This window comes from Paraburkholderia kirstenboschensis (genome assembly GCF_904848585.1).
Classification (GTDB): domain Bacteria; phylum Pseudomonadota; class Gammaproteobacteria; order Burkholderiales; family Burkholderiaceae; genus Paraburkholderia; species Paraburkholderia kirstenboschensis.
The window spans coordinates 476,400-489,526 of the sequence record NZ_CAJHCR010000002.1 but is presented as its reverse complement, the minus strand read 5'-3'; the positions used below and the strand labels follow the sequence as shown (position 1 = coordinate 489,526).

7 protein-coding genes are annotated in these 13,127 nt (G+C 64.2%); 3 read left to right on the top strand and 4 right to left on the bottom strand.

Annotated elements, in window-relative coordinates; all coding sequences use genetic code 11:
* Window positions 1-79: 79 nt before the first annotated feature.
* A complete protein-coding gene (locus tag JMY24_RS08770) occupies window positions 80-1,894 on the bottom strand; it encodes a putative bifunctional diguanylate cyclase/phosphodiesterase (protein ID WP_201701841.1) in 1,815 nt (604 codons plus the stop codon).
* 296 nt (window positions 1,895-2,190) lie between these two features.
* Between JMY24_RS08770 and JMY24_RS08765 the strand changes: the two genes are divergently transcribed.
* The 3 genes from JMY24_RS08765 to JMY24_RS08755 all read left to right on the top strand — a co-directional run bounded on the left by JMY24_RS08765 (window position 2,191) and on the right by JMY24_RS08755 (window position 4,806).
* Window positions 2,191-3,528: an EAL and HDOD domain-containing protein gene (locus JMY24_RS08765; RefSeq protein WP_128594807.1), complete on the top strand. Its 1,338-nt coding sequence runs from the start codon at window positions 2,191-2,193 to the stop codon at window positions 3,526-3,528.
* 226 nt (window positions 3,529-3,754) lie between these two features.
* Entirely contained in the window at window positions 3,755-4,318 is a 564-nt protein-coding gene (locus tag JMY24_RS08760; RefSeq protein WP_128594808.1) for a peroxiredoxin, read from the top strand.
* 23 nt (window positions 4,319-4,341) lie between these two features.
* Entirely contained in the window at window positions 4,342-4,806 is a 465-nt protein-coding gene (locus JMY24_RS08755; protein WP_128594809.1) for a hypothetical protein, read from the top strand.
* Between the two features lie 104 nt (window positions 4,807-4,910).
* On the opposite strand, the gene JMY24_RS08750 is transcribed toward JMY24_RS08755, so the two are convergent.
* Genes JMY24_RS08750 through JMY24_RS08740 form a run of 3 tightly spaced genes read right to left on the bottom strand, consistent with a single transcriptional unit; the run spans window position 4,911 to window position 12,855 of the window.
* Window positions 4,911-8,228 carry an efflux RND transporter permease subunit gene (locus JMY24_RS08750; RefSeq protein ID WP_128594810.1) on the bottom strand — a complete coding sequence of 1,106 codons (3,318 nt, stop codon included), beginning with the start codon at window positions 8,226-8,228 and terminating at the stop codon, window positions 4,911-4,913.
* Window positions 8,229-8,232: 4 nt separating this feature from the next.
* The gene (locus JMY24_RS08745; protein WP_201701838.1) at window positions 8,233-11,382 is read right to left on the bottom strand and encodes an MdtB/MuxB family multidrug efflux RND transporter permease subunit; all 3,150 of its coding nucleotides are present in this window, start codon (window positions 11,380-11,382) and stop codon (window positions 8,233-8,235) included.
* Window positions 11,383-11,400: 18 nt separating this feature from the next.
* On the bottom strand, window positions 11,401-12,855 hold the full coding sequence (locus JMY24_RS08740) for an MdtA/MuxA family multidrug efflux RND transporter periplasmic adaptor subunit (RefSeq protein ID WP_201701836.1): 1,455 nt from the start codon (window positions 12,853-12,855) through the stop codon (window positions 11,401-11,403).
* Between the last annotated feature and the right edge of the window lie 272 nt (window positions 12,856-13,127).

Genomic DNA, 13,127 nt, shown 5'->3' with positions numbered 1-13,127 from the left:
AAAGCCATACATGTTCCAATGAATGCCACGCCGGCCTGAAGCCGGCTTGTGCCGCTGCGTAAGCGCTTGACCCGCACTGCTAGGCGCTGTGCAGGTGAAGCGAGCGCGCTTCGAAACGCTGCGCCAGTTCGTCGGAAGGCAACGCCTGGCAGACGAGCCAGCCCTGTATGTGGTCGCATCCCATCTCGGTGAGCAGGGCGCGCTGCGCTTCGGTTTCGACGCCCTCCGCGACCAGTTCCAGGTCGAGTGTCTGGGCGAGCCCGACCACCGCGCTGACGATCGCCTGGTCGTTTCGGGAGGTTAGCAGATTCTCGACAAAACTCCTGTCGATCTTCAGCTTTGCAAGCGGAAACCGTTGCAGGTAAGCCAGGCTCGAATAGCCGGTGCCGAAATCGTCGACGGCAAAGCGGATGCCCATCGCGGTCAGGTCCTCCAGCAACACCTTTGCATGTGCCGGGTCGTGCATCAGCAGGCTTTCGGTGATTTCGAACACGAGGCGCCGCGGGTCGATGCCGGTCAGGTTGATCGCTTCGCGCACGGCGTCCTTGAAACGCGGATCGCGGAACTGCTGTGGCGACACGTTGACAGCGACATATTGCAGCGAAATGCCCTTGGCGTCCCACTGGATCAACTGCATGCACGCGATTTTCAGCACCCAGTTGCCGAGGAAGTTGATGAGGCCGATCGATTCCGCGAGCGGAATGAACATCGACGGCGGCACGAGACCATGCACCGGATGCAGCCAGCGGATCAGCGCCTCGACCCCGACCACGCCGTGCGTGCGGCTGCTCGTGATCGGCTGGAAATGGAGCGAGAACTCGCCGTTGCGCACGCCGTCGTAAAGATCCGCTTCCAGTTTCAGGCGCTCCGCGTCGGCGGGATTGTCGTCCGGCACGTAGAACGCGAGCGTATTGCCGCCGGCCGCCTTGGCCTGCAACAACGCGTGGTCGGCCCAGCGCAGCAGATGCGTGTCGTGGGCCGCGGTGTCGTTGGCGTGGCGCACATCGGGATACAGCGCGATGCCGATGCTCGCCGAAAGATGCACTTGCTGGCCGCTAAATACATACGGCTGCTGGATCGCGGTCAACAGGCGCCGGGCCAGCGTTTCGGCGGCGGCGGCCGCGTCGGTGCGGTTCGCAGCGGGCTTGACAAGGATCGCGAACTCGTCGCTTGCCACGCGCGCCACTGTCTCGCTCGGACTCGTCATGTTCATGAGACGCCGCGCGGTGTCGCGCAGCATCTCGTCGCCGGCATCGTAGCCGAGCGCGCGGTTCACGCGCTGATAGTCGTCGATGTCGAGCAGCAGCAGCGCGGCCGGCGTGCCGTGGGCGTCGGCTTGCTGCTGGGCCTCGAGCACGGCGGGAATCAGCGCGGACTGATTGGCGAGGTTGGTCAGGCGATCCAGATGCAGTGCCTGGATGAGGCGCTCCTCGCTCGCACGCCAGGCGGACACGTCGAAGCCGGCAATCGCATAGCCGCCGATGCCGTTGTGGCTGCTGCGCACCACGCGCAACTCCACGGTGATCGGGTAGGTGAGCGACTTGATGAGCCCGAGCGTGGCTTTCTCCACGTTGCCCGAAACCGACGCGCGGGCAAGCAGCGCGTCGAGGCGGGCCACATCGGCCTGCGCCACCAGTTCATGTAGCGTGATCGTCTCGAGATACTCGCGGTGATAGCCGATAAAGCGCAGGCTCGCGTCGGACACATAGATAAAGCGCAGTTCGCTGTCCACGTGGGCGAGCAGATCGACGGCGCCCACCACCTGTTCCATTTGCGGCGGCGGGGGCGGGGCTGCTTGCGGCGTGTCGTCCACGCGGCGGCCGAGCGCAAGAAGCCGGTCGACGACCGTGCGCAAGGAGCCCCGGCGGGGCGCGGTGATCCTGTTCGCTTCCATGTTTGTCGCTGGCAACCTGTGTTCGTCTGCAGGCGGAGCGGCTTGCTTTTCGCCTGGTGAAGGCGGTCAAAAAGTAGCAGGCCGCCCCATCAGAACAAGATAACGGCTCGCGTCCCGGAATCTTTAGCCGGCGAGCGAGAAAAACTTTTCGTAAGGGACGGCGAGCCGCCATGGCCGCGGGTTCCGGCGATTGCGTTAAAGTGCGGCGACCCGGCGTCCGTTAATACGGCAAACCCCTTGTGCGGTGGCGGCGCGCCGCTGCCGCGCCACATTTCGACAAGCTGCACCGATGATCCATGTCTGAACTTCATTTGGTCCGGGCCACTGCCCGGCGCATCGAGGTGCGCGACTCGTCCGGCGAGGACGGCGACCGGGCGTCCGCGCCCCAGTTCGTCTATCTTGGACGGCAGCCGATCCTCGATCGCCTGGGCGCGCTCAACGCATACGAACTGCTGTTCCGGGCCGGCGCCCATAACTATGCCGAAGTCACCGACGACGCTCAGGCGACGGCGCAGGTGGTGGCGCGCGCCCTCGGCGGAATCGGTGTGCCTGCGGTACTCGGGCGGCATCGCGGCTTCGTGAATATAGATCGGGCGATGCTCTTCGACGACATTGTCCACGTCATGCCGCCCGAACGCTTCGTGCTCGAGATACTCGAAACGGTGAAGTTCGATGCGCAACTCGCACGCCGGCTGAACGAACTGAGGCGCAGCGGTTTCCAGGTCGCGCTCGACGACGTCAGCGAGCTGTCCGACGAGCTGCTCGCGATGTTGCCGCATGCGGACATCGTCAAGATCGATTTTTTGCAGACCAAGCGAGCGCATCTGCCCGAACTCGCCGCCGCCATGCGCGGCTACGGCAAGACGCTGATAGCCGAAAAGGTGGAGACGCGCGAGGACTTCACGCTCGCCCGCGATCTCGGCTTCGATCTGTTTCAGGGCTACTTCTTCGCGCGGCCCCAGGTGCTGGCCGCGCCGCGCAACCGGTCGCCGCGTCCGAGCCTCTTGCGGCTGCTCGCGCTACTGTCGCGCGATGCGGGTATCGTCGAACTCGAAGCCGAGTTGAAGCTGAACCCCAGCGTCGTCGTGCAACTGTTGCGTCTCGTGAACTCGAGCGCATTCGGTCTCGGGCGCAATATCGCGTCGTTGCGCGAGGCGATCATCGCCACGGGGACGCGCCAGATCGCGCGCTGGGCGCAACTGCTGCTTTATGCGGACAGCGGCGATTTGCCGTGGCGCGCCGATCCGCTTGTGCAACTGGCCGGCACCCGTTCGCGCTTCATGGAACTGGCGGCAGGCTGGATGCGTCCCGCCGACGACGAATTCGCCGATGCCGCATTCATGACCGGCATTTTCTCGCTCGTACATGTGCTGCTCGGCAGCACGCCCAAGGCGGTGCTGGAAAAGCTCGGTCTTGCGCCGCAGATCCGCGAGGCGATCGTGACGCATCGCGGGGCGCTCGGCACGCTGTTGCGCATCGCCCAGGTGGCGGGCGAAGGCGGCGACGCGGCGTCGATCGCGCTCGGACCCGATGCGCCGCCGGAATTCGCCGCGCTCACGCCCGAGGTACTCGCCGAGCTCAATCTCTCCGCGGCCGCGTGGTTCGGCGCGCATGTGGAAGAAGCGGCCGCCTGATCGGCGCCGATGCTTGCATCCCGCGAGGTGCGGCGCACGTATTCTCCGTGTACGTGGTCCAATAGAGCGCAAGGCCGGTCGTTCATGTCCGGCTTTGCCGCTTCGGGCTGTCCAGGCTGCTTGAAAGGCGCCCGGATCGAGCCTGGGCGACCATGGTCGCGCTGGAACGGCGAGGCCGTAGACTCGTCGCCGGAATCGTGTGCATCAACGCTCAAAGGATCAGCAAATGAAAAGAAAAGTCATACCGGCGGCGCTGGCCGCTGCCGTGTCGGTGGCGTTCGCCGCGTATTCGTTAGCGGCTTGCGCGACGCTCAAGCCGGGCGAAGCGGCACCGCAGTTCACCACACAGGCGTCGCTCGGCGGCAAGACGTACACCTATTCGCTTGCCGACGAGCTGAAGAAGGGACCGGTGGTGCTGTACTTCTACCCGGCCGCTTTCACGAAGGACTGCACGATCGAGGCTCATGAATTCGCCGAGGCCGTCGACGAATACAAGAAATATGGCGCGACCGTGATCGGCGTGTCGCACGACAACATCGACACGTTGACGAAATTCTCGGTGAGCGAGTGCCGCAGCAAATTCCCGGTTGCCGCGGACGCGGAGTCGAAAGTGATCGGCGCATACGACGCGGGCTTGCCGATGCATAGTTCGATGGCCAATCGCGTCTCATACGTGATCGCGCCGGACGGCAAGATCATCTACGAATACACGAGCCTTTCGCCGGAGAAGCACGTCGAGAATACGCTTAAGGCGGTGAAGGATTGGGCCGCGACGCACAAGCAGCCGTAAGGCTTTTTCGTCGGGAGCTCGCAATGCCGATCATTGTTGCACTACTGGCGCTGATTGCGCTGGTGTATGGCGCGGTGCGCGCGTTCTATGCGTTGCAGTCGGCCTTCGGCACGGCGGTCGCCGTCAGCGTGGCGGTGCTGGCCGCCTTGCTGCTGATTGCCGCCGTCGCGTACTGGTTGCGCCGCCGCAAGGAAGTCGCACCGAATATTCGCGACGGCAACTGGACGCACCGGCTCGACGGCACTTGGGGCTCGGTGCGGCTCGCGTCGGGCAAGCGTCTGTGTGAGGTTTATCTTGGCCCGGAGCAGGGCGCTTATATCTTTGCCGATCTGCGCGGGGCCGACCTGGTGCGCGAAGGCGCGCAATGGCAAGTTGCGCTGAAAGTGAAGGACGCCGCGCATGGCGTGTGGCACTTGCCTATGCAGAGCGAACGGCAAGCCAGGCAATGGCGGCGCATTTTTCTGCTCGCTATAGACCAGAAACTGTGAGGCCGCTTGCAGCGGTGAAGGGGCATTGCGCGGCCGCAGTGCGTGTTTGATCGCAGTGCGGTGCCCCGCGCATGCGCGATGCCGTGCACGCATCACGCCATGCATCATGCAGACGGAGCAATACCGCTTCTGCGCGCTTTCCTCGACTCCCAGCGAACGCGAATCCGGTCCATGTAAAGATAAACCACCGGCGTCGTGTACAAGGTCAGCATCTGGCTCACGATCAGCCCGCCGACAATCGCAATGCCGAGCGGCGCGCGCAACTCCGCGCCTTCGCCGCGGCCGAACGCGAGCGGCACTGCGCCGAGCATCGCCGCGAACGTGGTCATCATGATCGGACGGAAACGCAGCAGGCACGCCTCGTGAATCGCGTCGCGCGACGACCGGCCTTGCCGCGACGCTTCGATAGCGAAGTCCACCATCATGATCGCGTTCTTCTTGACGATGCCGATCAGCAGAATCACGCCGATCAGCGCGATGATGCTGAACTCCGTCTTGAAGAGCAGCAGCGCGAGCAACGCGCCCACGCCCGCCGACGGCAGCGTCGACAGAATGGTCAGCGGGTGAATGTAGCTCTCGTAGAGAATGCCGAGCACGATGTACACCGCGGCGAGAGCGGCCAGAATCAGAATCGGCTGGTCCGACATGGACTGCTGGAATGCCTGCGCCGTGCCCTGGAAGCTGCCGTGGATCGTCGCCGGCATGCCGATTTGAGCCATGGTCTCGTAGATCGCCTGGGTTGCCGTGGACAGCGACACGCCGGGCGGCAGGTTGAACGAGATCGTCGAGGCCACGAACTGACTCTGGTGATTCACCGACAACGGTGTATTGCCGGGACTGAAGCTCGCAATCGCCGACAGCGGCACCATGGTCTCCTTCGAGGTCGACACGGCCGCGCCCGACGAAGCGCTCGACTTGCCGCTCGTGGCGATCGAATTGATCGCCTGGTTACGGGCGGAATCGGCGGCAATCGTTGCGGCGCTCGACGCCGTGGTGCCCGCCGTGCCGCCCGCCGAGGCGCTCGTGGACGACGTGGTGGTGGTCGCTTTCGTCACCGTGCCCGCAGGCGCGTTGGTGGTCTGCGCGCCGCTCGCGCTGCCGCCCGACGTGCTGACGTAAATCTGCTTCAGCATGTCGGGGCTCTGCCAGTATTTCGGTGCGACTTCCATCACGACGTGATACTGATTCAACGGGTTGTAGATCGTCGATACCTGGCGCTGGCCGAAGGCGTCATATAGCGTGTTGTCGATCTGCGCGGGCTTGATGCCAAGTCGCGACGCGCTCGCGCGGTCGATTGTCACCATCGCTTCGAGGCCGCCTTGCTGCTGGTCGGAATTCACGTCGGTCAGTTCGTGGCGCGCCTGCAGCGCCTCGGTGAGCTTCGGTCCCCACAGATACAGGTCGGGTGTCGAATCGGCGAGTAAAGTGAACTGATACTGCGCATTCGATTGCCGCCCGCCCACGCGGATGTCCTGCACCGATTGCAGGAACGTGCGTGCGCCGGCTACGTCGCCAAGCGGCGCGCGCAGTTGCTGGATCACCTCGTCGGCGGAAAGCTTGCGCTCGCCCTTCGATTTGAGCGACACGAACATGAAGCCCGAATTGGTCTGCCGCCCGCCCGTGAAGCCGACCACGCTGTCGACCGCCGGATTCTTGCCGACGATCTCCATCATCTGCGCGAACTTGCCTTTCATGGCCTGGAAAGACGTACTCTGGTCGGCCTGAATGCCGCCGATGAGCCGCCCGGTGTCCTGCTGCGGGAAGAAGCCCTTCGGCACGATGATATACAGCCAGACATTCAGGCCGATGGTCGCGAGCAGAATTGTGAGGATCAGGCGCGGATGCAGCAGCGCCCAGCCGAGCGTGCGTTCGTAGCCACGTTGCATGGACGCAAAACCGCGTTCGAGCCAGCGTCCAAAACGGCCTTCCTCTTTCTGTTCCCGGGGCTCGCGCAGAAGGCGGGAGCACATCATTGGCGTGAGTGTGAGCGAGACGATCAGCGACACACCGATCGCGAGCGACAGCGTCAGCGCGAATTCACGGAACAGCCGGCCCACGATGCCGCCCATCAGCAGAATCGGCAGGAATACGGCGACGAGCGAGATGCTGATCGACATGACCGTGAAGCCGACTTCGCGCGCGCCGATGAATGCGGCCTTCATGCGCGGCACGCCGTTCTCGATATGCCGTGAGATGTTTTCCAGCACCACGATGGCGTCGTCCACGACGAACCCGGTCGCGATCGTCAACGCCATCAGTGAGAGGTTGTCGATCGAGAAGCCGAGCAGATACATCGCGCCGAACGTGCCGATGATCGAGATCGGCACCGCCACGCTCGGAATCAGCGTGGCGCGCCAGTTGCGCAGGAACAGGAAGACGACCATCACGACCAGCGCGACCGCGATCATCAGCGTGTACTCGGTGTCTTTCAGCGACGCGCGGATCGTGACCGAGCGGTCGGACGTGGGCGAGATGTCGACGTCGGCCGGCAGCGACGCATGCAGCTGCGGCAGCATTGCCGTGACGCGGTCGACGGTTTCGATGATGTTCGCGCCCGGCTGGCGGTACAGGATCACGAGCACCGAACGCTTGCCGTTGAAGAGCCCGAGGTTGCGCAGATCTTCGACGGAATCGACGACTTCGGCCACGTCCGAGAGCTTGACCGCCGAGCCGTTGCGATAGGCGATCACGAGGTCGCGATACTGCGACGCTTTGCTCGCCTGGTCGTTCGTATAGATCTGCACGCGGTTCGGGCCGAACTCGATCGAACCCTTGGGACTGTTCGCGTTCGCGGCGGCGAGCGCCGCGCGCACGTCTTCGAGACCGATGCCGTAGTGAAACAGCGCCTGCGGCTCCAGTTCGACGCGAACCGCCGGATTGGCCGAGCCGCTCACGTCCACTTCACCCACACCGTCCACTTGCGACAGCGACTGCTGCAGCACCGTGGCCGCGGAGTCGTAGAGCTGGCCGGCGGTGAGCGTCTTTGACGTGAGCGCGAGAATCATGATCGGCGCGTCAGCCGGATTGACCTTGTGGTAGGTCGGATTGCTACGCAGGCTCGCCGGCAGATCGGCGCGCGCAGCGTTGATCGCCGCTTGCACGTCGCGCGCCGCGCCGTCGATGTTGCGGTTCAGACCGAACTGCATTGTGATGCGCGTAGAGCCGACCGAACTCGTCGACGTCATTTCCGTGACGTCGGCTATCGAACCGAGATGCCGTTCGAGCGGACTCGCTACGCTGGTCGCCACCGTGTTCGGGCTCGCGCCCGGCAACGATGCCTGGACCGAAATGGTCGGGAAATCGACCTGCGGCAGCGGCGCAACGGGCAGCTTCATGAACGCGAAGATGCCGGACAGCGCAATACCGATTGCCAGCAGCGTGGTGGCGACGGGGCGCGAAATAAACGGACGCGACAGGTTCATCGCATCAGTTCCCTGCGTCCGTGGCGGGTGGCGTGGCGCCCGGCGACGGACCGCCGTGCGACGGACCGCCACGGTTGAAGCGCTCGCGCGTGCGGCGGGCCAGCGAATCGAACGCGAGGTAGATCACCGGCGTGGTGAAGAGCGTCAGCAACTGGCTGACGATCAGGCCGCCGGCAATCGCGATACCGAGCGGGCGGCGCAATTCGGAACCGGCGCCGGTGCCGAGCATCAGCGGCAGCGCGCCGAGCAGCGCGGCGAGCGTGGTCATCAGGATCGGCCGGAAGCGCAGCAGGCACGCCTGGTAAATGGCTTCGCGCGGCGCCTTGCCTTCCTCGCGTTCCGCATAAAGCGCGAAGTCGATCATCATGATCGCGTTTTTCTTCACGATGCCGATCAGCAACACGATGCCGATAATGCCGATGATGTCCAGGTCGTGGCCGGTGATCAGCAGCGCGAGCAATGCGCCCACGCCTGCGGAAGGCAGCGTCGAAAGAATCGTGATCGGGTGGATGAAGCTCTCATACAGCACGCCGAGCACGATATACATCGTGACGATGGCCGCGAGAATCAGGAACAGTTCGTTCGATAGCGACGCCTGGAACGCCAGCGCCGCGCCCTGATAGCGCGTCTGGAACGAGGCCGGCAAGCCGATGTCCTTTTCCGCCTGTTCGATCGCCTTGACGGCCGCGCCAAGCGACGATCCGGGCGCGAGGTTGAACGACACCGTCGTGGCGGGGAACTGGCTCAGGTGCGTGACGAGCAGCGGGGCCGGTTTCTCGATGAATCTCGCGATCGCGGAGAGCGGCACTTGCCCGCCCGACGAAGTGGAAGAGGGCAGATAGATCGAATTGAGCGACTCGGTGTAGTGCTGCATCGACGGCTGCGCTTCCAGGATCACGCGGTACTGGTTCGACTGCGTGAAGATAGTCGAGACGATGCGCTGGCCGAATGCGTCGTATAGCGCGCTATCCACGGTGGCGGGCGTGATGCCATAACGCGACGCGGTGGCGCGGTCGATCTCGATGTAGACCGACTGGCCGTTGTCTTGCAGGTCGGTTGCGACGTCCGCGAGTTCCGGCGACTGCCTTAACCGCTCGACGAGTTTCGGCACCCAGGTCGTGAATTCGGCCATGTTCGGGTCGGTCAGCATGAACTGGTACTGCGTGGGGCTCACGGTCGAATCGATCGTCAGGTCCTGCACCGGCTGCATGTAGAGCGACGCGCCCGCGATATGCGCGACGTCCTTCTGAAGCTGCCGGATCACTTCGCTTGCGGTGCTGCTGCGGTCGTCGCGCGGCTTCAGGTTGATCAGCATGCGGCCGCTGTTCAACGTGATATTGCTGCCGTCCACGCCGATGAAGGAAGTCAGGCTTTCCACGTCCGGGTTCTTCAGAATCTGCGCGGCGAGTTCCTGCTGGCGCTCGGCCATCGACGCATACGATACCGACTGCGGCGCCTGCGTGATCGCCTGGATCACGCCCGTATCCTGCACCGGGAAAAAGCCCTTGGGAATGAACACGTAGAGCAGCGCGGTCAGCACGAGCGTCAGCACCGCAACGACCAGCGTGGCGCGCTGCCGACCCAGTACCCATGTGAGCGCGACCGCGTAACGGGCGATCACCCAGTCGATCGTGCGGTGCGCCCGCGCCTCGAAGCGGTGGCTCTCGTGCGGCGGCGTGTGGCGCAACAGTTTTGCGCACATCATCGGCACGAGCGTGAGCGACACGATTGCCGAGATCACGATGGTCACCGCGAGTGTGATCGCGAACTCATGGAACAGGCGGCCCACCACGTCGCCCATGAAGAGCAGCGGAATGAGCACGGCGATCAGCGAGACGGTCAGCGAAATGATCGTGAAGCCGATCTGCTTCGAACCTTTCAGCGCGGCTTCGAGCGGCGCTTCGCCTTCTTCGACATAGCGCGCGATGTTCTCGATCATCACGATCGCGTCGTCGACCACGAAGCCGGTCGCAATCGTCAAGGCCATGAGCGATAAGTTATCCAGCGAGAAGCCGCACAGGTACATCACCGCGAGCGTGCCGATCAGCGAGAGCGGTACCGACAGGCTCGGAATGACGGTCGCGTAGACGTTGGCGAGAAACAGGTACATGACGAGCACGACGAGCACGACCGACATGGCCAGTTCGAACTGCACGTCGCGCACCGAAGCGCGGATCGTAGTGGTGCGGTCGGTGACGATCTGCACCTCGAGTGCGGCCGGTAGCGATTGCTGCAACTGAGGCAGCAGTTTCTTGATGCTGTCCACGACCTGAATCACGTTCGCGCCCGGCTGGCGCTGCACATTCAGGATGATCGCGGGCGTGCCGTCGACCCACGCGCCGAGCTTGGTGTTTTCCGCGCCCTGCACGATGGTGGCGACGTCGGTCAACATCACCGGACGGCCGCTCTTGTACGCGACCACCGCGCTCCTGTACGCGTCGGCGTCGGTCAACTGGTCGTTCGCGTTGATCGTGTAGTTGCGCGTTGGGCCGTCGAAGTTGCCCTTCGGCGTGTTGACGTTCAGGTTCGAGATCGTGGTGCGCAAGTCGTCCAGATTCAACCCATAGGCGGCGAGCGCGCGCGGGTTCGCCTGAATTCGCACGGCCGGGCGCTGGCCGCCCGACAGCCTCACGAGGCCCACGCCCGCGACCTGCGAGATTTTCTGCGCAAGACGGGTGTCGGCGAGATCCTGAACCTGCGTGAGCGGCAATGTTTTCGACGTGATGGCGAGCGTGATGATCGGCGCATCCGCGGGATTGACTTTTGCGTAGATCGGCGGCGCGGGCAGGTCCGAGGGCAGCAGATTGCCCGCCGCGTTGATCGCGGCCTGCACTTCCTGCTCGGCGATATCGAGCGGCAGATCGAGGCTGAACTGCAGTGTGATGATCGACGAGCCGGCCGAGCTTTGCGACGACATCTGATTCAACGAGGGCATCTGCCCGAACTGACGTTCGAGCGGCGCGGTGACCGACGACGTCATCACGTCCGGGCTCGCGCCCGGATAGAACGTTTGCACCTGGATCGTCGGATAGTCGACCTGCGGCAGCGCTGAAAGCGGCAAGAAGCGCAGCGCGACGAGGCCGACCAGCATGATCGCCGCCATCAGCAGCGCGGTGCCGACGGGACGCAGAATAAAGGCGCGGGATGGATTCATGCGGTAAGTGCCGTGCCCTTATTGCGAAGCTTGCGCCGCGTGCTTGCCGTGATGCGGGCGTGCACCGGAGGCACCCGAGGCGCCCGAGGCCGCGCCTGCGCTGCCTGCACCGCTTGCCCCGCTTGCACCGCTTGCACCGCGCGCGCCGGAGGCGCCGCGCGGTTTGTCCGCCGGAATCGTGATCTTCGCGCCTTCCTTCAGGCGGTCCGAACCGTCTATCACGACGCGCTCGCCCACTTGCAGACCCGACTTGATGCTGGTGCGCTCGCCGTCGACGGGGCCGATTTTCACCGGGCGTACCGTGACGCTGTTGTCAGGCTTCACGACATACACGAACTGGCCCATCGAGCCGTTAAGCACAGCCGATGTCGGCACGATCACGGCGTCCTTGATCGTATTGACGAGCAACCGTGTGTTCACGAACTGATTCGGAAACAACAGGTTCTTGTTGTTCTGAAAGATCGCACGCAGCTTGACGGTGCCGGTCGTGGTGTCGATCTGGTTGTCGAGCGTCTCGAGCGAGCCGCCTTCGAGCGACGTGGTGTTGCTGCGGTCGTACGCGGTGACCGAAAGCTTCGTGCCGGTCTGCGTCTGCTCGAGAATCTGCTGCAGGTTGTCTTCAGAGGTGGTGAAGATGACGCTGATCGGCTGCAACTGCGTAATCACGACGATGCCGTTGGTCAGGCTCGGCGTCACGTAGTTGCCCGGATCCACCTGCCGCAAGCCGACACGCCCCGACACCGGCGCGGTGATTCGCGCATAAACCAGGTCGAGCTTGTAGGTGTCGACGTTGGCCTTGTCGGACTTCACGGTGCCTTCATATTGGCGCACGAGCGATGCCTGCGTATCGACCTGCTGGCTCGCGATCGAATCTTGCGAGAGCAGCGTCTGATAGCGCTTGAGGTCCAGACGCGCGGTTTGCAGCAGCGCCTCGTCGCGCGCGAGCGTGCCTTGCGCGTTGTCGAGCGAGATCTGATACGGGCGCGGGTCGATCTGCGCCAGCAGGTCGCCCTTCTTAACCATCTGGCCTTCCTTGAAATACACGTCCTGCAGCGTGCCGCTCAGTTGCGGCAATACCGTCACACTGGCAAGCGGGGTGACGGTGCCGAGCGCGGTCAACACGACAGGCATCTCGCCTTGCGTCGCCGTGGCCACATGGACGGGTTGCGGCATGTTCGCCATGCCGCCCGGGCCGCCGCGGCCGGGCCGTCCGCTGTGTGTGCCGCTTGCGCCCGGAGCGGCGGCGCCGCCCGGCGAGCCCCACGGATGCCAGCGCCACAGCACGAAGCCGAGAATCGCGAGCGCGGCGACAATGAGTGCGATATTGCGGCCGCGATGCGTTCTGACGACGCCCGGCGGCGTGTCCCGCTTATCGTGTTTGTGCGACGGACGGTCTGGCGCGCCGCTGGCGGGCGTCGGGGAAACCGGAGCGGAGGGGCGTGAAGTTTCCGAATGCTGTTGTTGTTCGTCCATCGGTTCGGTCAGTGACTGGCTTGGAAGTGAGGCGTTCGCGCGATTGTGCCGCATTAGCGCCTGGCGCTTGAGCGTGCGGATGGCACGACAGGCGGTTTCGACAGCGGGCGGCCCGCGCATGTTCAGCGCGATGCTACCTGAGACGCGGCCAACGATGCATGCACAGTGCTGCGGGACGCGCGTGCGGTCAGGCGGCGGCGCACCGGGACGAACGCCCCGAGGTCCGACCGCGCGGGCGCCTCCGCGACAGGAATGCATGATCCTACGTCCCG